The following is a 20,299-nucleotide window of genomic DNA, read 5'->3' as shown; positions in this document are numbered from 1 at the left end:
GAACGCGAATCAGCCAGCGATGCCCGCCAGAGTCGAAGACACAAGCAACCCGAACCAGAAAGCAATTCGACGAACAGTAGAAGCCCTCATTTTTGTACTTGCCGGTTCATCAAGTACGCGTCGGCCATTGCATCGCCCAGCATGAGCGTTCCCTTTGTTCCAAAATGCAATTTCGAATGAGGCAGGTTCGACGTCTCGACGATCGTGAGCCGCGAATCGGTGCGTGCCAGTTCGTTCAAGGCAGCGTTGACCGGTTCCATGTTGCGCCAAGGTGCTTTCGGATGTTGCTCGGAGATGAACCAGGCAAGCTCGGGTTGCTTGAGGTCCGCGCGCGTCTGGTCGATTAACTGCTTCATCCATTTGGCGTTGTTCTGGGAGTACGGCCCGAACCAGGTGTCGTTCTCGCCTGTGTGCCAAACAATGCCTTCAAGGCTGCAATCAAATCCTTGTTTTGTAAGATCATCCTGGGCCGAGCGAATGAAGCCGATGAGCTTGGGATAGAGATCGCGATGCGACTCGGGCGAACCTTGGGGAAACCAGTCGGGGCCTTGCGCTCCGCTGTGCGTGAACTTGACGATGGCCAGTCCCTCTTTCGCAGCGAGCGACTTGCGCAATCGAGCGCCGAAGCTGAGCTCGGGCCCGAAGTTCCCCAGATAGTCGACTGGTCCAAGCGGCTCCCAATCCGTTGACGACTTCGCTCCGCCGCCAAGCGAATAACGAAACAAGATATCTCGTTGATCTTTAACGAGGGATTCGTGGCCCGGTTGCTGAGCGAGTTCGGAGACAAAGGAATCCTCGCCTTCCATATTGCGCTCGCCGGCCAGCACGAACAGTCGTACGCGGGCAGGGCTGTCGATTGGAAGTTTATCCTTGAAGCGGCGATCGGTCGTTGCAAGTTGCTTCCCGATGTCCCGAAGATACGCTTCGGCAAATGCTTCGCCCATCTGCAGCTGGCCTTGAGTGCCGAAGTGATAGTGGGGCTGGCCGCTCCCCATGACCTCGAATGCGAGATGCGAAGTCGGCACCCAGCGCAGTAGCGAATCGACTTTTAGCACTTGCTCTTGTTGCTGACGGAGGATGCCGAGGTTGCTGCGGTGATCCATGCCCCAGATCCCCTTCTCGCTGACCTCGGCGATGTACCACTTCAATTCCGGAGCTTTCAGGTCGGTTCGCAGCCGCTCGACGAGTTTCGTGAGTCCGTCCGCATATTGCTTGTAGAGATTACGGTCGAGCATGTCGTTCTCCCCCTGATGCCACATGACCGCTTCGAGCCGATAACGAACACCGCGCTTGTCGAGTTCCGCGAGCGACTCGCGAACGAGCTGCAGCGTGCGCGGGTAGAGTTTCTGCCCCTTGTCGGGCGCATCGGGATTCCAGTCGAAGGCGACTGTCGTTCCGCCAACCGCCGACTTGATGACGGCAATCGGAAAATCTGCCTGCTGTTTGACGCGCCTGGCAAACGTCACCTCCGGCCCGAACGAGCGGAGCGGCTTGAGCGAAACCCAACCTTTCGAGGCTTCATCGCCATTGCCCAGGATGTACGAGTAGAGAATGTCGCTCTGCGGATCCCCGGCGCCTTTAAAGTTGGGGTAATCGTCGATGCGATCCGCATGCGCGTCTGCGCCCACCATGTTGGATTGACCAGCGAAGAGGAACACGCGCGTGACCTCCTCGGCTCTGGTGGAACCATTCGACGTGAGTGCCCACGCAATCAGCGTCAGGGCAGACAAAATCACTTTGTGAAAACGCAGGTTCACGGTGTCGCTCATTCAATAATCGCACGCGGCGAATTCTCTTCCGAACAGCTTGCCGCGGCGGGCAATCGTCCCAGCCGTCAACTATGTTACTGATATGGGTCTTTTCAAGCGATGCCTGTCGGCAAGAGGTTCATATGTTGCGAGTATTGGCTTTCAGCCTGTTGATTTCCGGATCGCTGTTGGTCGCTGCCGAGCCGAAGACCGCTGCACTAGCCGCTCCGGAAGGATGGACGGGCGAAACCATTTCGCTACCACCCGGGTTTGCTCCCGACATGAAGCTGAAAGGTACGGAGAATGTTCGATTTGCCCCCGGGATGATGAAGCCGGCTGCGGACTCATTCTTTTGCTATGCCTTTGTCTTCGAGCTAGAGTCCCAGCCCGCGCTGACGGAAGCTGTTGTCAAAGAGGAGTTTCTGAAATACTACCGAGGTCTGTGCAAGGCCGTTCTCCAGGGCAAGCACCCTGATGTCGATCCGGCTAAATTCACACTGCTGCAACTCGTCAAATTCGACGCAGAGCCAGCTTCGGACCCGAAGATTGCGGATAAGGCGACGGTGTACACAGGCACGCTGGATTGGGTCGAACCGTTCGCTACCAAGAAGTCGCAGAAACTCAACCTGGAGATTCAGACCTGGGCCAGGAACGATCGTAACTACCTTTTTGCGTGTGTCTCACCTCAGGCCCGGGACGCTACGATCTGGAAACAACTCCACGCTATACGCAACGACTATTTGAAAAAGTAAACCGCCAGCGTTGAATTGACTGCCTCGACGATGACAGCTATTAAACACATTCTCCCATTCTCTCCCAAAGGACATCACCGATGACAGTTCAATCTCAGGGATCGCGTCGCCAATTTCTTCAGTGCCTCGCCGCCGGGGGCACCGCGAGCATTCTGCTGCCAACTGCCGAGCGCGCCTTCGGCTATCAATCGCCGAATGAGCGCCCGGTCTTCGCCACGATCGGCCTCCGCAACCAAGGCTGGGCGATCACCAGCAAGTCGTTTCGCTTCGCCGATTTCGCGGCTTTGGCCGATGTCGACGCGAACGTGCTAGGCGAAAACGTGGCCAAGGTGGAAAAGGGGCAGGGGAAGAAGCCCGACGCCTATGCAGACTACCGCAAGATTCTCGATCGCAAAGACATCGACGCGGTGATGATCGCCACGCCCGATCACTGGCACACGAAGATCGCGGTCGAAGCGATGAAGGCTGGCAAGGACGTCTACTGCGAAAAGCCACTCACGCTGACGATCGCGGAAGGTAAGCTCATCGAAAAAGTCGTCAAGGAGACGGGCCGCGTCTTTCAGGTCGGGACGATGCAGCGCACCGAGAGTGACCAGCGTTTCCTGCTGGCGATCGCGCTGATCAGAGCCGGCCGCATCGGAACCGTGAAGAAAGTGACATGCGGAATCGATCACATGGAATCGTCTCCGGTCATCCCCGAGGTTGCTGCGCCTGCTGGGCTGGACTGGGACACCTGGCTCGGCCCGGCGCCGAAAGTTGCGTATCGAGCGTTACCCGAAGTCCGCAAAGGTTACGGGGGCGGTGTGCCGCTCTACAGCAACTGCCACTACTCGTTCCGCAACTGGCACGAATACTCGGGTGGCAAGCTCACGGATTGGGGTGCCCACCACGTCGACATTGCGTGCTGGGCGCTCGGAGCCACCGAGACCGGGCCGAGCAAAATCACGCCGGTCGATTACAAGTTGCCGGTCGAATACAAAAACGGGAACCCCGTGGTCGATGATCGGTACAACGCCGCGACTAACTTCAATATCCGCGTTGCCATGCCCAAAAACGTAGAGATGATCATCACGAGCGAGGGGGACAACGGCATTCTGTTTGAAGGGACGGAAGGCCGGTTCTTTGTCAACCGCGGCAAAGTCACCGGCAAGCCGGTGGAGCAGTTGAAGGACAAGCCTCTGCCGGAAGGAGCGATTGAAGCCGTCTATGGGGGCAAAGTCAGCGAGAACCACACCGCGAACTTCACCGACAGCATCAAGTCACGCAAACAACCGATCTCCGACGTCTGGTCACACAACCGGATGCTGGAAATCTGCCACCTTTCTAACATCGCGATGCGACTGGGCCGCGAACTGAATTGGGATCCAACCAAACGGGAGATCGTCGGCGACGCGGAGGCCAACTCGTTCCTGGCGCGTGAAATCCGTAAGGGTTTTGAGATCGATTCGTAGAGGCCGTTGGTGGTGGGATGTGTGGGAACGGACGAGATCAATTCTTCCAACTCGTTATTCCATTGACGACGGAGTCCATGAAACGCCGTAACCACGGTGAAGCCCTTCGTCGCGATCCGAGGTAGCATTCTAATGAAAATGCAAAAGCATTGTCTTGTGGTCGTAATCGCTTCTCTGGTGTCGTCCGCCCTAGCGGTGCCGCCGCCATCATCATCCACGAAAGGCCGCTTGGCGGGGCCGCAAAACTTGCGGCATAGGGCGGCTTCACCGGCGCACTTACGCATCGAATGGGACGACGTCGCGACGGGCGAAACGGGGTACCGCATCTGGCGACGCGAGTCGGGTGGAGAGTGGTATCCGGCGGGAGCGACAGGTCCTGACGTCACCCACTTTGACGACGGCGGCATGAAGCCAGCGACGAACTACGAACATCGAGTTGCGGCGTTCGATAAGAGCGGCGCCGAGGAATCGGCCATTTCTGCATCCTCGGCCACGCTGCCGATGACGTCGCACCTGGGTGCGGAAGTGGTCATTCCGTCAGGGAAGACATATCCTGCCGGGCCGTCATCGGTCTTACTGCATTCGGGCGAACTGCTGTTGGCCTATCAAATCGGCAACGCTGAGAAGCGGAAAAATCACGCCGGTGAATCGATCTGGCTGCGCGCCTCGCGCGATGGCCGCACGGGCTGGTCGGATGCCAGGCTTCTCTTTGCCGGCGACGCCCAAACGGTGTTCGGCAAGTCCGCCCTCGTGCGGATGCAGAACGGTCGCTTGGGAATGGCCTTCAGTCGTTGGACGTGCAACGAGAAGGGTTTGATCGTCGATCGCAAACGGCAATTTGTCGCGTCGGCCGATGAAGGGAAGACTTGGAGTGAGCCGGTCGATATCGGTCCCTTTTCGGCGAACAATCACACGCTAATCGTCGGTAGCGAAGGGAGGCTACTCGAAGCGCTTTCCGACTTTTCTGGGGTCGCGAAGATCTACGGCTCCGACGATCACGGCGGCACGTGGCGTGAGATGGGAAGTGTCGCTGGCAAACGACTGGGAGAAGCGGCGCTGGCCCACGTCGGCGATGGTCAGATTGTGTTCCTCAGCCGACACGAGTGGCCCTTCTACCGCTTGAGTGTCTCGAGCGACAATGGCGTTACTTGGGAAAAGACGGATGCCGTGCTCCCGCTCGGCGGCGGAGACAATCCTCCCAAACTCGTCCTACTGCCCGATGGCAAGACGTTGGCGGCCGTCGTGCATTCCTGGTATCCGGGTAAGAAAGCGAAAGATCGCCGCCAACTCGCGTCGCTCGTCAGTCGCGACGGCGGCCGCACCTGGGACAACTTTCGGCTGATCGGCTTTGCCCCCGAGGGTAACGACGGCTTCCTGCAGCATTCCCTGACATTCGTCGACAACGTCGGTTATCTGTTCTACAGCGGCGGTTCGCGACTCGATACGAACGACGGCAAGGACTTGCGCCTGATTCGGTTACATGCAGACTTTTTCACGTCGACATCTCCTTGGCCGTATGATTGGCAGGGCAAGCAGCGAAGTGAATCCGCCTTGAACCCCTCTCAGGGTGATCGCAAATAGTTCTCAAGGCTGTTGTCGAGCATTTGCCGCGAATGCGCGGATAATTGGCCGAGCTAGATAATCCCATCGGAAGCGACAAACCGATTGGTCGGAGGAATCACAACTTCGGCCGATGTGACCAAAGCACATTGATGCCGCTGCGAAGAAGCTGGGCAGGTCGTTGTACGCAGGCTCACTTCGATCGCGGGTGAGATACGAATGCAGGCAAGACAGTTGAACAGAATTTCAAGTGCGCACCGGGGAATTCCCTTCCCTAGCTGATTCCAGCATTTTGAGCTTCATTTCCAGCTCTGCGATCTTTGCCTGAAGCTGTTCAATAATGGGAGCAACCTGCTTTTGCGGAAATTGCTTGTGGATGTGCTGCGGGCAGTTCACATCCCATGCCTCGATCTCGAACAGAATGGCCCGTTCTACTTTGCCCGGGTAGGTTGAGTCACGCAGCCTGTCGATCAGCGCAGGATCGGCTTCCACAAAGCGGGCTTTGCCCCAGAGCTTAATGCGCCGGCTGCGGACGTAGTCCATCAGGAAGATGAACGCCTTGGGGTTCTCCGATAAATTGCCGAGCGTGATGTACTGGCGATTGCCGCCGAAGTCGGCGAAGCCAAGCGTCTTTTCGTCCACGACCTTGAGGAAGCCCGGGGTACCGCCTCGATATTGGATGTAAGGCTGCCCTTCGGGGTTGGCCGTCCCCAAATAAAACATATCCAAATCAGACAGGAACACTTCGAGTTCCGGCGTCACCGTCGTTTCCCAGCTACCACCTTTTTCCATTCGGGAGTAGCTGGTGCGAGAGCCTCTATCACTTTGGATAGCCTTCACGGCAGGAGTGAAAGCAATGTCGCTGGAATACTGACGCATGGCAGGAGTCCTCTAAACTTGCAGGTGTCTTGTAAGAGCCCGCCGTCTGGAACGGGCTAAATTGTGGTCATCGAACTGCAGGTATACCTGCGTCATCAGCGGGTCGTGAGCCGGGAGCAGCCCAGCGGAACCTTCGTTCGCTTTCCTGAATGGGTAAGTCGTTGATGCTGGCCTCACGACGCCGCATCAGGCCTTCATCATCAAACTCCCACAGTTCATTGCCGTAAGCTCGGAACCACAGACCGTGAACATCGTGGTACTCGTACTGGAATCGAACGGCGATCAGGTTGTCAGTGAAGCTCCACAGCGATTTGGTCAGGCGGTAATCGAGTTCTCGTTCCCATTTGCCGGCGAGAAACTCTCGAATCTGGTTCCGGCCACGAAGGAATTGATTCCGGTTTCGCCACTCGGAATCTTCCGAATAGGCTAAAGCCACTCGCTGCGGGTCACGACTGTTCCAAGCATCCTCAGCGGCTCGGACCTTGGCAGTGGCGGTTTCCAGCGTGAACGGCGGTCGTATAGATGTCATAGCTTTGTCCCTTCCATCTGATGGCGATCGAGGAAAGCCGGGTGCCTGGCTCGATCCAAGCACCCGGTCAAAAGTTCTTTGGGTCAATGCACCAAGCAAGCCTCGGTCCCACAGGTTTCCGTCGAGCGGGTTTCGACCGGCTCGGCCTTTGGAATGTCGAGTTCCGTATCAGCCACGTTGTTGAGGAAATTCGTGAAGCAGCCCAAGACGACGCTGGCAACAATTTCCACGATTTCGTCATCGCCATACCCCGCCTCACGGATAGCAGTGAGTTGTCGGTCGCTGACTTTGCCCCGGCTTTCCAGCACATCGCTCGCGAACGCCAGCGCCGCTTTGGTGCGGCGGTCCTGAGAGTTGCCGGTGCGACCTGCCAGAATGTCGTCGGCAGTCAGTCCCGCCGATGGAGCGACGGCACTCAGGATTGACGTGCAGTAACTACAGGAATTCGTTTCGTTGGTCGTAAGCTTCAATTGGTTGTGCAGCTTTGTGCCGATTCCAGCTCCACCCATCGCAGTGCTAAAGACAAGAAAGCTTTCGAGTACCGCGGGCGAGTTCGCCATGACCCTGGCGGTGTTGGGGACCATGCCAAAGGCTTGTTGCACCGTGTCGAGCAGTTCCTTCGTGCGGCCAGTTGCGACTTGAGGATTGACGGAAATGAGGCGTTGCATGGAACTTCTCCAGGGTTATTCGGGGACATTCAGGTGAGATGAGGCGAGCAACATGCTCGCCTCAGCATTACCCGATTCGGAAAGAACACACAGGTCTTGTTGGTGTGGTTGTAAAGGGAATCGAGGGGCTACTTGGTGAGTTGCTTGCCGAGGAAGCCACGGATCAGCGTGGCGATTTCCGCTCCGTCTTCTTCGAGGGCAAAATGCCCGGTATCGAGCAGGTAAAACTCCAAGTTCTTCAGGTCACGCTTGTAAGGAAATGCACCGGCGGCAGGGAAGATTTGGTCGTTCTTTCCCCAAACGATCAACGTCGGCGGTTGGTGCTTGCGGAAGTATTCCTGCCACTTCGGATAGAGCGGCGGATTGCTGCCATAGCTGAAGAACAAAGCGAGTTGAATTTCTTGATTGCCGGGGCGGTCCAAGAGCGGTTGCACATGGCCCCACGTGTCAGGGCTGATGGTTTCCACGTTGCGGACGCCGGTGGTGTACTGCCACTTGGTTGCGTCGAGCGTCAGTAGCGAACGAAGTGCGTCTCCGTTCTCCTTGCTACGGTCCTTCCAGTACGCCTTGACTGGCTTCCAGAAGTCGTTGTCGATCCCTTCGTCGTAGGCGTTACCGTTCTGCACGATCAGTGTTTGCACACGATCCGGATGCTTCGCAGCGAGACGGAAACCCACAGGGGCACCGTAGTCCATCAAGTAGATCGAATACTTCTTCAGGCCGACTTCTTCCGTGAACTTCTCGATCACGTTCGCCAAGTTGTCGAAGGTAAAGTCGAATTCGTTGACCGTGGGAGCCGAACTATGGCCGAAGCCAGGGTAATCCGGGGCGACGACGCGATACTTCTCCGCCAACGCCGGAATCAGATTCCGAAACATGTGGGACGAAGTCGGAAAGCCGTGCAGCAGCAGGATGGTCGGTGCATCTTTTGGACCGGCCTCTCGGTAAAAGATATCCAGGTTGTCGACCTTGATCGTACGGTGCAACACTTGCGTCGACGGTGATTGCGGCTCAGCGGCTTTGACAGGCAAGCCATACGCAATGATCGTGGTAAGAGTCAGCACGGCGACGGAGTTGTGAAACAGGTTCATGGCTTCTTTCTCCAGGAGCGTAGTTTGTTTTTACGTAATGAGATGCTTCGCGAACGGAGCGTTGAAAATGCTTAGCGAGTTTCATCGCAACCTGGGATAGTTGCACAAACCTCGTGGTGATCGACGATTGGTTCGGCCTTCGGGAAATCAATATCCGTCGCGGCAACGTGGTTGAAGTAGTTGGTGAAGATGTTCAGCGCGACATTGCCCACGACTTCGGCGATGGCTGCATCGTCAAGACCCGCGATGCGAGCATCCGCAAGATCCGCGTCACTCAGGCGTCCCTGTTTGTCCAACACCTGCCGAGCAAACTGGACAATCGCTGCGGACTTCGATTCGACGGATGTCCCACGGCGGCTATCCAGAATCTGGTCAGCGGTGAGTCCAACCATCTTGCCGATTGTCGAATGTGCGGCGAGGCAATACTCACAGCCGTTTGCCTGCCCCACGGCGAGTGCGATCCGCTCGCGATCTTTCGCCGACAACGATCCTTTGCCCAACGCGCCGCTGAGCGAGAGATAACCTTCCAGGACCGCTGGAGCGTTGGCCATTGCTCGGGTCATGTTGGGAACCAATCCCAGCTTGCCCTTCACGGCATCGAGCAGCTCCTTGGCTTTTCCCGTAGCTGATTCAGGAACGATCTGGTGAATTCGTGACATGTGCAAAACCTTTCGAGAACGGAATTTGATGGACCTCTTTCGCCAGCCGAACAGTTCAGCGGCCGATGGACCCATATAAATCACTTTCCGTGCCACACTCGTCGGATTTCTATAAGTCTATTTTCATCAATGACTTACAGATATACTTACCAATCAGACGGAGCAGCGAGATATCGTTGTTCACCGATATCTCGTTGATTGGTGACGAGATTTCGTCACAATGTCCGTATATGGCAAGCCAACATCTAAGTTCCGGAATCGTCGGTGACCCCAAACGGCTGCTCCTCGAACTCGCGTCGCTTCACCAATTCTCAGAACTACTTCCGCTGGCGGTTCAGCGATTGTCGGAAGCGTCCTCCGTGGCGCTCGTTCGCATTTGGCTCACGCAGCCGCCACTGGCCAACGATTGTTCGTCCTGCCGTTTGGCGAGTGAATGCTCAAACCGGGAACGCTGCTTACATCTCGTTGCAAGTTCCGGCAGATCGGTCACCGATACAAATGCAAATTGGCAACGACTCGATGGAGCATTTCGTCGTTTTCCCATCGGCGTGCGGAAGGTCGGGCAAATTGCTGCCACGGGACAGTCGCTCGAAGTCGCGAATGTGGAACACGACCACGCCTGGGTTGCCGCGCCGGACTGGATCGCGGCCGAGCAGATCACATCATTCGTCGGACATCCCTTAATCCACCGAGGGGAAGTGCTGGGCGTGCTTGGACTATTCGCTCGCGAACGGCCGGGCGACTCGTGTTTCGAGTGGCTGCGAATGATTGCCGATCATCTCGCCGCTTCCATCGCCAATGCGCGCGCTTTGGAAGAGATTAACTCGCTGAAGAAGCGGCTCGAACAGGAGAACGAGTATCTTCGCGAAGAAGTGCAGCAGGCGGCAATGTTTGGCGACTTGATCGGACAGGCTCCGGCGCTTCAAGCGGTGACTCGTCAGATCGAACTCGTCGCGCCCACCAATGCCGCTGTCTTGATCCTCGGGGAGAGTGGCACCGGAAAAGAAGTCGTCGCCCGTGAGATTCACCGTCTTAGCCGTCGAGCCCAACGCCCTCTGATCAAAGTCAATTGCGCGGCGATTCCACGAGAACTCTACGAAAGCGAATTCTTCGGGCACGCCAAAGGTGCGTTCACCGGCGCGCTGCGGGATCGAGCCGGTCGGTTTGAACTGGCCGATGGCGGCACCCTATTCCTTGACGAGGTCGGCGAGATACCGCTAGACATGCAGGCCAAGTTGTTGCGAGTTCTTCAGGAAGGGGAGATTGAGCGAATCGGCGAGGAACGAACTCGCAAGATCGACGTTCGCGTTATAGCGGCGACCAATCGCAACCTGCGAGCCGAATCCGAGGCGGGTCGCTTTCGACAGGATCTGTTCTATCGACTGAGCGTGTTCCCAATGGAACTGCCGCCGCTGCGAAAGCGAGTGGAAGACATCCCTTTGCTTGCGGAGCACTTTCTCAATCGGTTTGCTCGTCAATTGGGACGCCCGCGCCCGCGACTGACGTTGGCGAATGTCCAGGATCTGCAGCGCTACGACTGGCCCGGAAACGTGCGCGAACTGCAACACTCATTGGAAAGGGCCTGTATCGTTGCCGCTGACGGTCGCTTGCGATTTGATTTCCCGACGACTGCCACAAAGCGGCAATCTGAGCTTTCAGAGTCTCCTTCGACGCAACGCATTCTGACCGACGAGGAACTGCGATCGCTTGAAGCCGCGAACATCCAAGCCGCGCTGTTGAAATGTCACGGTAAGGTCTACGGTGCCAATGGGGCAGCGGCGCTGCTGGGAGTCAAACCGACAACACTCAACTCACGAATCAAGTCTCTCGGCATCAAGAGTGATTGAACCTTGACCGTGGCAAGCCATCCAAGTTGCCGCACACCAGACACCTTATGGCATCCCTGTCTTGAACTCCTTATCGCAAAATGATTTGTGTTCCGGGTAATGGCACATTGCCTTACCTGGGTCAGTCGAGATGACGGGATTTGAACCAATGCCGCCGCCGCAAGCGTGCGTCGATCCGACACACCGCGGGCGATGTGTCCGAAGCAGGTTACATCACTTGTTTTCGCACGTCGATGACCATGCGTGGAGTTGTTACGATCGCTTGCCGCATTCGACATTTGCATCGTGGAGTGAGGCTCGACAGAATGTGGCCATGCCCGATGTCACGCGCATGCTCTCGGCGATTGAACAAGGCGACTCGAAAGCGTTGGCCGAGTTGTTGCCGTTGGGAACTTTGCCGGTTGGCGACTCGCGAACTGCGCGGGGAAGCGGCGGGGAATTCATTCCAGCCGACGGTACTCGTGCATGAGGCGTACCTGCGGCTTATCGATAAGAATGCAGAACCGCACCGGGCCATCGCGGGCATTTCTACGCGTCTGCCGCAGAAGCCATGCGACGAATTCTAGTCGAGGGTGCTCGTCGCAAACCGACGCACAAACGGGGCGGGGATCGTCAGCGAGTGCCGCTCGATTCTGAACGCGTGCCCGCGCCCGGGCGGCATCCCGATCTGCTGGCGCTCGACGAAGCCTTGTCGCGACTGGCCGAACATCGAAGCGAGGTCGCGAGCCTCGTTTCCCTGCGGTATTTCGTGGGACTGACGACCGGCGGATGCAGACTCGTTTATCCATTTGGTGCGCCATAGCTGCACGCTGAGGGGGAATAGCTCTTGTTACCTGAGTGAACTGAATGAGTTTCATGCGTGCCCTCCACTGTCGGTCGTCGCAAATCCATCATTCGCCTTTCGATCCATAACCATTGCTGCCGCCCAGCTCGATTTATCGCACGATCTATTGTTGGCACAGGGCGACTGGCAAACGAAAGAGCTAGCCATCGATAGGCAAGATCTAAACCATCGCGCCACTTCTCGACTCTACTGGCCTATCGTCTGGCGTCGCAAATTCGGTGGAATCAGCCGTTAAGTGTTGTCTCACAGTTCGTCGGGAGTACCACAGGCTAACGCGTGGCGAATGATTTCTGGCATCTCGTAGGCGCGACTGCTTACCGAGCACTTGATCGTTGATGGCCCCTTTGGTTAAGTGCCATTAAAGACCCCGTCGAAGGCGGGTGTGGCACAGTGTTTTCCGCGGTGGATTGCACTTTTGCCGGTGGTTAAGAAATGGCTGGGTGTCGCGAAGCGGTGAATGCTAAGCGGGCGTGGCGACGCGGTTGGCCGGAGAGGCGAGAGTTTCGCGTATCTACAAGGCGGGCGAGGCACTATATTTGCGGCTTATGAGCGACATTTCGCAATTGTTAGCAGCAATCGAACGAGGTAATCCCTTGGCGGCCGAGCAGCTGTTGCCGGTCGTGTACGAAGAACTGCGGCAGTTTGCAGCGTCGCGGCTGGCCGCGGAGCCGCCGGGCAACACGCTCAACGCTACCGCGCTCGTGCATGAAGCCTATCTGCGGTTGGGGAGAGGTCAACAGTTTGACAACCGGGGGCATTTCTTCGGCGCAGCTGCAGAGGCAATGCGCCGTATTCTGGTCGATCGAGCGCGGCGCAAGGCTGCCTTGCGTCGGGGCGGCGGGAGGACGCGGGTAGAGCTCGAGCCAGAGCTGGCGGCGCCGGACGTTCAGGAGGATTTGCTGGCTTTGAATGAGGCGCTCAACCAGTTGGCAGCCGAGGATGCGGTCAAAGCGGAATTGGTGAAGCTTCGGTACTTCGCCGGTTTGACGCTTCCCGAGGCCGCGGCGGCTTTAGGGCTCGCCGAACGGACCGCGAGCCGCCATTGGAACTACGCTCGAGCCTGGCTCCGGCGGGCGATCGATCAGGGCGTGGAAAAATCCTGAAAATTCTTGGCGAGGTTTCGTCCTGGATTGCGCATTGAAGATGTAACCACAATGTCCTGCTCGTTGAGGCGGCTGTGACTGAAGAACAACTGTTTGCCGCCGCCCTCGAATTGCCGGACGGAGCGTCGCGCGCCGCCTATCTCGACCAGGCCTGTGGTCGCGACAGCGAGCTCCGTCACCAGGTCGAAGCTTTACTCGCCAGCCACTTTCGCAGCGGTCAGTTTTTGAACGTCGCTGCCGCCGAGCAACTGCAAATGTCCAATCCCGCCCAAACCTTGAACTTGCCGAATCTCGTCACGGATCGCGAAGGGCTGGAATTTCTCGCCCCGCCGACCCGGCCGGATTCGCTCGGGCGGCTCGGGCACTACGAAGTGCTGCAGGTGCTCGGTCGCGGCGGCTTCGGCGTTGTGCTGCGGGCGTACGACGACAAGCTGCAGCGCGTGGTGGCGATCAAAGTCATGGCCCCGCAAATCGCGGTGACTTCGCCAGCCCGGAAGCGGTTTCTGCGCGAAGCCCGCGCCTCGGCTGCCGCTCGCCATGAGCATGTGGTGCAAATCTATGAAGTTGGCGAGCAGCCCCTCCCCTACTTGGTGATGGAATTCATTCCAGGCGAAACGCTGCAACAATACCTCGACCGGACCGGTCCGCTCGATCTCGCCGATACCCTGCGAATCGGGCGCCAAATCGCCGAAGGGTTGTCCGCCGCCCATGCCAGCGGCTTGATCCATCGCGACATCAAGCCCGGCAACATCCTGCTCGAAGTTGGTTCGTCACCGGGAGTTCCCGGTCAACACCGGGTCAAGATCACGGACTTTGGCCTGGCCCGCGCCGCGGACGATGCGAGTCTGACGCAAAGTGGCGTGATCGCCGGCACGCCGCTCTACATGGCGCCCGAACAAGCGCTCGGGCAGCCGCTTGATCCGCGAGCGGACCTCTTCAGTTTGGGGAGCGTGCTGTATCAGATGGTTGCCGGCCATCCGCCATTTCGGGCGAGCACTACGGTGGCAGCGCTCAAACGAGTCGCCGAAGACACGCCCCGCCCGATTCGCGAAATCATTCCAGAAACACCCCACTGGCTGTGCGAGTTTATCGCGAAACTGCACGCCAAAAACCCGGCCCAGCGGTATCAGTCCGCCCAGGAAGTAGCCGCGGTCCTTGCCGCTCGCGAAGCGCAATTACGAGGGGCTTCGGTCGGTCAGGATGACATTGCGGGTGCAAAAATCGGGCAACGCACCTGGCTGGTGGCGGCCCTGTTGTTGCTGCTCGTGATCGCGGTCGCCGCGATTGGCCCCAGAATGCTCGGCTGGCTTGGCGATCGCGGCGAAATTGCGTCGCCTCTCAATGGGTCATTCGGCGGGCCCGACGCGCAGCGGATCGCGGCGCTTCCCGTGGCCGAGCAAGTCGCGGCAGTGATCACGGAAATGAAGCGGCGGAACCCGAACTGGGTGGCGTTGCTCTCGCCGACCTATGACGGTGACCGCGTGACGGGTCTTGATCTCGATGGACGTGAGGTCCGCGACATCTCGCCGCTCCGGAACTTTCACCATTTGCAAAGTCTGTCGCTCAATGAATGTTGGCAGTTGACCGACTTGTCGCCACTGCGCGGGTTGCCGCTGGAAACGCTCGGCATTCGCGGTTGGGCCGGAGCCGATCTCAGGCCGCTCCAGGGTATGCCGCTCAAAGTCCTGAATTGCAGCGGTCAGGGGCAGGCGCTCGACCTTGCGCAGCTATCCGGTCTGCCTCTCGTGTCACTGTATTGCAATACCCTCACACTCTCGAATCTCGTCGCGCTGGAACAAATGCCGCTGCAACATCTACAATGTGCGGAATCGAATGTGGCGGACCTGACACCTTTGCGCGGTTTGCAGCTGACGCACTTGAACATCAACACGACGAGCGTACGCGATCTTTCCCCTCTCGCGGGAATGCCGCTCGCCTCGTTCGATTGCCAAGGTTTGCCGCTCGCTGAATTGAAGTCGCTGACAGATTTGCCGCTCGTGGAAATCTACTGCGACTTTGAGTTCGAGCGTGACGCGCCACTGCTGCGAACAATCAAATCCTTGGAACGAATCAACGACGAGCCGGCTGGCGATGTCTTAAAAGGCGATTGATTCCTCACCTTGCAACTTTCCGCGCAAGTGGCGATCCCACCTGTCTCAGACAGCTGTGACTACTCGATCACGAAGCCAGTCAAGCTATTGCGGTTCTAGCAAAAGGGTTCGTTCATGAGAAGCAATGGCCAACAGCGATCAAGCTGTGGCATGAAGACAGCAAATTTCCTATTAGTCCAATTAGTCCTATTAGATAGTCAAACAGCAAGATTCTTTTGGAGTGCTCCCATGACGCGAGTTGTTTGTTCCTTGTCGGCCGTAATTCTAATGGCCATGGTGTTGATCGGCCGGTTGTCGGCGGCAACTCCGATTCCCCCAACACCCGAAGAGCCGCCGAAGTTTGCCGTGTTGAAAGCGGCCGACCAACAGCTGCTGACTTTTATCTATTGGAAGCCGGTGATCGAGATCACGAGTTCGGGTCCGCCGACGCTCGTCAATCAACTGCGCGAATTCACCATCGAGCAAAGCAAGGTCGACGGCCGCACGGTCGCGGGCAAATCGCTCGAGAACGCCAAGGCATGGCAAGAAGCGGTCGGCAGCGCGATGGTCCTCATTCCGCACGACACGACGATCGACGATGTGTACACCAAATCGTTGAATCCCGAAACCGTCTTGGTCCAGCCCAAGGAAGCCGTGGCCAAGGAAACCCCGGCCCCGTATCCCGACGGCACACTGCCAAGTAATTCTCCAGCTGGAGGCAACGCGGCTTCACAACCGGGTGCGCCGTTACCGGAAGAAGTGGCCGCCGCGCAAAAAGCCATCGCCCCCGAAGTCACCAAATTGAAACTCAAAGTCGCGCCCTCGCCGATCGTCAATCCGGTGATCAATCAAGCGCTCCCCGGATACATGTTTTTTCCCGTGACGAGCGATCGCGATGATGATGATAACGGTGGCAATAAAGGAAATCGCCGGCCAGTGCGGATTATCATCAAAAAACCGGATGGCAGCACCGAAACCGTCGGCCGGGATGATGATGACGATAACAACAAAAACACCGGCGACAGGATCTTTGACATCTTGCGTGAACAGATGACGGTGCTAACCATCGCCGACGCGAAGAAGTACGCCCGCGTGCATCTGCTGCTGGCGGGTGCCCGGCATCCCAAGTTTACTTTTGGCCCGATCAACAATATCAAAGTCACCCAGGAGAGCAACGGCGGGCTAATGGTGTATGCCGAAATGCCCTTCACCGGCGGTGTCTCGCCGAATGCCCCGAAGTCGACCGCGTTTACCCTGACGGCGAACTTTGGTAAGAGCGGCAAAGTTCTCGGCGGCTCACGCGACCGGCGTTAACCCAAACCAAGGTGCCAGGAACTTTTTCGCCAAAGTTCCTGGCACCTTGTTCATTCCCCTTGAAGAGAACTACTGCAGAAAACCACTGCCGAGAACTTACGATGAATTTCCCCAATCGTTGTTTGGCCGTCTTGCTGATCTTGCTGGTCGCTGGCTTCCTACCTGGCTCCAGTTCGAACGATCAACGAGCTTTCGCAGAGAAAAAGCCTGCGGAAACGCCTTCCAATAAGCAATCTAAAAAGGAAAGAAGAGAAGAGAAGGAAGCCGAGAAGGCCAAGAAACTACAAGCCGAACAGGAACAGAAGGTCGAAAAACTGAAGGCCGCATCACTGGCTAAAGAACAAGTAGCCAAAGAGCTGGCGGCGATCGCTGAAAAAGCCAAGCACCAGCAACTGGAGTGGGCCAAGAAGCTGAAAGTCCCGGTGGAAACGAAGAGCAAGTCCGGCATCGAGCTCGTGCTGATTCCTCCGGACGGGAAAGCGGTGCCGGAACCGTATTGGATCGGCAAGTACGAAATCACGCAGACGGAATGGAAAATCGTGAAATGGAAGAACGACTATTCTCCTAATGGGCCATCGACACCTAGTATTTACCGAGATCACAAGGAAGAAGTACGGGGCATGGACACATCCCAGCACCCCGTGGAAATGGTCAGTTGGAATTGGTGTATTGCCTTTTGCAACTGTTTGAGTATGCAAGAAGGACTTGATCCCTATTACGGGGCAATTCCTCGCGCGGATGGATTTCCCAATGACGATTTTCGAAATCCGATGCCACGTCGCGTGGCGGAGATCAAGATCCTGGGCGGCAATGGCTATCATCTACCCACGAGTGCCCAGTGGGAACATGCCTGCCGCGCGGGGACGACCACGTCGTTTTACTTCGGCAGCACCGCCGATAAAATCGACGAGTACGCTTGGTACAACGCGAATAGCGACAAGCGGCCTCACCCCGTAGGACAAAAGAAGCCCAACGGGTTCGGGCTTTTTGACATGGCCGGGAATGTCGCCGAATGGACCGAGGAGCCGTTTCTCAAGTTGGTCGATAACAACGGGAAGCCGGCGACCAAAATGCACATTGCGACGCGGGGCGGCACGTTTCTCTGGCCAAATTCCAGTTGCAAGTCGGCGGCGACTTTCGACCAGTCAGAATTCGCTTCTTCCTGGGTCGTCGGCTTGCGTCTGGTTCGCGAGGCGACCGGCCAACAAAGAATTGTGCCGAAAGCTCTGGACGAGCGTGTCTTTTACAAGCTGCAGTTTGTCGAGAGCAAAAAAGCCCTCGGCATCAGCGGCGCCAAGGACGACAATGCCCGCGTGATCCTCGCGCCGAGCAATGACAACGAAGGACAACAGTGGAAGTTCGTCAAGGCGGGCGAATTCTACAAAATCCTCAATCGCAAGACCGGCAAGGCGCTGAATGTCGCGAACGCCTCGGGCGAGGAGAACGCCGAGATCATTCAATGGGATGCGGCCAACAACGACGAGAATCAACAGTGGTCGCTCGTCCCCCAAGGCGAGCATTTCCTGATCAAGGCTCGCCACAGCGGCCTGGTGCTCGACACCGCCGAAGATCCCGAGAAACGCAAGGCCAGTGTGGTCCAATCGAAATTGCACGCAGACCGCAGCCAAACCATCGAACTCGTACCGGTCAAAGAGTAAAGACCGAGCCACGAAATACGCCGATGTTTTAGATAGTCTTGGACGTATCGCTTCATTTTTGTGTCGTTACTAACTCAAGATATTTGGAATTCTTTGATGCACACCTCGCTCCTCTTCCGTCTATTAGCCGTGACTTTTCCGGTCATGCTCGTCCTGGTTCTGCCGCACACGCCCGTGCAAGCCCAGGGCAAAAAAAAGAACGCAGATCCCGAGCAGCTCTTTCAAGAAGCCCTGGAATTGAGCCGGGGCATCACCAAGGAGTACGATCCCGAGCAGGCGCTCAAACTCTACAAACTCGCGGCCAAAAAAGATCACCCGCTCGCCGCCGTGTATGCCGGCTTGAGCATCTATCTCGGCAAGGCATCGAAAAAGGATCAAGTCGAGGGACTCCGCCTGATCAAGGACGCGCTGCCCGCGGTGCGCAAGCTGGTCGATGCGGGGAATGCCGATGCGCAGTATGTCTTTGCCGCTCTGTCGATGGGGGGTATCGGCGTTCAGAAGAACAAGAAGCGCACCGAAGAGCTCTTACTCAAAGCGGTCGCCCAGGGACACGTCGATGCGATGGTGGATTTGGGCCAAGCCTATCTCTATGGCAATGGGGTGACGCGCGACGTCGCCAAGGGCTTTGAGCTGACGGTCAAGGCGGCCGACCAGGGCTTGCCCAATGCCATCTATTACCAGGGTTGGTGTTACTTTGCCGGCCTGGGTGTCAAGCACGATATGAAGAAAGCCGCGGAACTAATCACGAAGGCCGCCGACAAGGGGGAACCCATCGCGCAATATCAGTTGGGTTGGATGGCATTCTATGGCCGCGGCGTGCCGCACGACGAAAAACGGGCGGTCGAATTATTTCATAAAGCCGCCGCAAAGCACCATTTGGAGGCAATCGGCTTTCTAGGCCTTGTCTATTTCGAGGGTCGCGGCACTGCCAAGGATGAAGTCCGGGGAGCCGAGTACTACACCAAGGCCGCCGAGCGCGGGGATTTCAGCTCGATGTTTTACGTCGGCCAGCTGCACCTAAGCGGCCAAGGCGTCCCTCGCGACGCGAATAAAGCCATCGAGTGGTTCACCAAAGGCGCCGACAGAGGCGACCCCAACAGCGCGGTACAGTTAGGCGTAATCTATCGCGCGGGGGTCGATGGCATCGACAAGGATCCGCTCAAGGCGGCCACCTGGCTCACCAAGGCCGCGGAACAGGGACATCCCCAAGCCATGCGTTTGTTGGCCGAGATGTATCTTCGGGGCGAAGGCGTCGCCAAGGATGAGCAAAAAGGGATCGAGTGGCTCACCAAGGCCGCTGGCAAAGGCGACCAGGTCACGGAACTGCGTCTCGGCTCGATGTACCGCAATGGCGAAGGCGTCGAAAAGGATGGGCTCAAGGCCGTTGCCTGGTTCACCAAAGCGGCCGAGCGGGGGGATAGCACGGCGATGCGTTACTTGGGCGAGATGTATCTCAAAGGAGAAAGTATCGCCAAGGATGAGCCCCAGGGGATCGAGTGGTTCACCAAAGCCGCCGAGAGCGGGGACAGCCATGCCAAGGCCGAACTCGGCTACCGGTACTCGATTGGCAACGGCGTCACCAAGGACGAGCCCAAAGCCATCGCCTTCCTGACGCCAGCAGCCGATAACGGCAATGTCTATGCTATGGTCTGGCTGGCCGATCTCTACCAGAATAGCGATAGCGGCAACAAGGACGAAGCAAAAGCCGTCAAGTGGCGCACCAAGGCCGCGGAACTGGAACACATCGAGGCAATGCGCGACATGGGCAAACGCCACGAAAACGGCACTGGTGTTCAGAAGAGCCGCGCCAAAGCTCTCGAGTGGTACAAGAAGTCCGCCGAGAAAGGGGACGATGAAGCCAGGCAGAGCGTTGCGCGGTTACAAGCCATGCCAAACAAGACGAAGTAGCAAGACATTGTTGGAGCCATTTGTCGGTTGCGAAAGGTTTGGGGATGACACACCACCCGATCGCCGCTCGTGCTTGCCGGCAAAGTCGATGCCCGCCGGCGTCAGCCGCAGTTGCATCCCCAGGGATACTCGCAGCGTTTCGGCCAACCCCCAGCCCGTTCAGGTTGCGGGCCAGCCGGCCAATGGAATGCCTCTGGC

16 protein-coding genes and 1 pseudogene are annotated in these 20,299 nt (G+C 57.5%); 11 read left to right on the top strand and 6 right to left on the bottom strand.

What is annotated here, in order from left to right; translation table 11 throughout:
- Nucleotides 1-86: 86 nt before the first annotated feature.
- Nucleotides 87-1,769, bottom strand: a complete 1,683-nt coding sequence (locus NA78x_RS14235; RefSeq protein ID WP_425619112.1) for a sialate O-acetylesterase — start codon at nt 1,767-1,769, stop codon at nt 87-89.
- Between the two features lie 122 nt (nt 1,770-1,891).
- Between NA78x_RS14235 and NA78x_RS14230 the strand changes: the two genes are divergently transcribed.
- From NA78x_RS14230 to NA78x_RS14220, 3 genes are all read left to right on the top strand, one after another.
- Nucleotides 1,892-2,500 carry a hypothetical protein gene (locus NA78x_RS14230; protein ID WP_425619111.1) on the top strand — a complete coding sequence of 203 codons (609 nt, stop codon included), beginning with the start codon at nt 1,892-1,894 and terminating at the stop codon, nt 2,498-2,500.
- Nucleotides 2,501-2,580: 80 nt separating this feature from the next.
- Nucleotides 2,581-3,951, top strand: a complete 1,371-nt coding sequence (locus NA78x_RS14225) for a Gfo/Idh/MocA family protein (protein WP_425619110.1) — start codon at nt 2,581-2,583, stop codon at nt 3,949-3,951.
- 132 nt (nt 3,952-4,083) lie between these two features.
- Nucleotides 4,084-5,532: an exo-alpha-sialidase gene (locus NA78x_RS14220; protein ID WP_425619109.1), complete on the top strand. Its 1,449-nt coding sequence runs from the start codon at nt 4,084-4,086 to the stop codon at nt 5,530-5,532.
- A gap of 225 nt (nt 5,533-5,757) precedes the next feature.
- On the opposite strand, the gene NA78x_RS14215 is transcribed toward NA78x_RS14220, so the two are convergent.
- The 5 genes from NA78x_RS14215 to NA78x_RS14195 all read right to left on the bottom strand — a co-directional run bounded on the left by NA78x_RS14215 (nt 5,758) and on the right by NA78x_RS14195 (nt 9,337).
- The gene (locus NA78x_RS14215) at nt 5,758-6,390 is read right to left on the bottom strand and encodes a pyridoxamine 5'-phosphate oxidase family protein (protein WP_425619108.1); all 633 of its coding nucleotides are present in this window, start codon (nt 6,388-6,390) and stop codon (nt 5,758-5,760) included.
- 67 nt (nt 6,391-6,457) lie between these two features.
- Complete coding sequence (locus NA78x_RS14210; protein ID WP_425619107.1) at nt 6,458-6,919, bottom strand: DUF1348 family protein; 462 nt, start codon at nt 6,917-6,919, stop codon at nt 6,458-6,460.
- Between the two features lie 83 nt (nt 6,920-7,002).
- A complete protein-coding gene (locus NA78x_RS14205) occupies nt 7,003-7,587 on the bottom strand; it encodes a carboxymuconolactone decarboxylase family protein (protein WP_425619106.1) in 585 nt (194 codons plus the stop codon).
- Between the two features lie 128 nt (nt 7,588-7,715).
- Nucleotides 7,716-8,678 (bottom strand): alpha/beta fold hydrolase, encoded by a 963-nt coding sequence (locus NA78x_RS14200; RefSeq protein WP_425619105.1) that lies wholly within the window; start codon nt 8,676-8,678, stop codon nt 7,716-7,718.
- Nucleotides 8,679-8,749: 71 nt separating this feature from the next.
- Nucleotides 8,750-9,337: a carboxymuconolactone decarboxylase family protein gene (locus NA78x_RS14195; protein WP_425619104.1), complete on the bottom strand. Its 588-nt coding sequence runs from the start codon at nt 9,335-9,337 to the stop codon at nt 8,750-8,752.
- Nucleotides 9,338-9,567: 230 nt separating this feature from the next.
- Here NA78x_RS14195 and NA78x_RS14190 point away from each other — a divergent pair, with 230 nt between their 5' ends.
- The 8 genes and pseudogenes from NA78x_RS14190 (at nt 9,568) to NA78x_RS14155 (ending at nt 20,101) form a co-directional block, all read left to right on the top strand.
- On the top strand, nt 9,568-11,184 hold the full coding sequence (locus NA78x_RS14190) for a sigma 54-interacting transcriptional regulator (RefSeq protein WP_425619103.1): 1,617 nt from the start codon (nt 9,568-9,570) through the stop codon (nt 11,182-11,184).
- A gap of 233 nt (nt 11,185-11,417) precedes the next feature.
- On the top strand, nt 11,418-11,750 hold the full coding sequence (locus tag NA78x_RS14185) for an ECF-type sigma factor (RefSeq protein WP_425619450.1): 333 nt from the start codon (nt 11,418-11,420) through the stop codon (nt 11,748-11,750).
- Nucleotides 11,711-11,986 (top strand): annotated as a pseudogene (locus tag NA78x_RS14180) (ECF-type sigma factor); the annotation flags it as partial. The gene NA78x_RS14185 and the pseudogene NA78x_RS14180, both read left to right, overlap by 40 nt.
- 587 nt (nt 11,987-12,573) lie before the next feature.
- Nucleotides 12,574-13,131 (top strand): ECF-type sigma factor, encoded by a 558-nt coding sequence (locus tag NA78x_RS14175; protein ID WP_425619102.1) that lies wholly within the window; start codon nt 12,574-12,576, stop codon nt 13,129-13,131.
- A gap of 74 nt (nt 13,132-13,205) precedes the next feature.
- On the top strand, nt 13,206-15,242 hold the full coding sequence (locus NA78x_RS14170) for a protein kinase domain-containing protein (protein ID WP_425619101.1): 2,037 nt from the start codon (nt 13,206-13,208) through the stop codon (nt 15,240-15,242).
- A gap of 228 nt (nt 15,243-15,470) precedes the next feature.
- Nucleotides 15,471-16,535, top strand: coding sequence for a hypothetical protein (locus tag NA78x_RS14165; protein WP_425619100.1), 1,065 nt, complete (start codon nt 15,471-15,473; stop codon nt 16,533-16,535).
- Nucleotides 16,536-16,636: 101 nt separating this feature from the next.
- A complete protein-coding gene (locus NA78x_RS14160) occupies nt 16,637-18,193 on the top strand; it encodes an SUMF1/EgtB/PvdO family nonheme iron enzyme (RefSeq protein WP_425619099.1) in 1,557 nt (518 codons plus the stop codon).
- Between the two features lie 96 nt (nt 18,194-18,289).
- Nucleotides 18,290-20,101 (top strand): SEL1-like repeat protein, encoded by a 1,812-nt coding sequence (locus NA78x_RS14155; RefSeq protein ID WP_425619098.1) that lies wholly within the window; start codon nt 18,290-18,292, stop codon nt 20,099-20,101.
- Nucleotides 20,102-20,299 lie beyond the last annotated feature (198 nt).

The sequence above is a fragment of the Anatilimnocola aquadivae genome (assembly GCF_049819085.1).
In the GTDB taxonomy this organism is placed as follows: Bacteria; Planctomycetota; Planctomycetia; order Pirellulales; family Pirellulaceae; genus Anatilimnocola.
The sequence above is the reverse complement of the archived record's forward strand: the minus strand, read 5'-3'. Positions and strand labels throughout refer to the sequence as shown.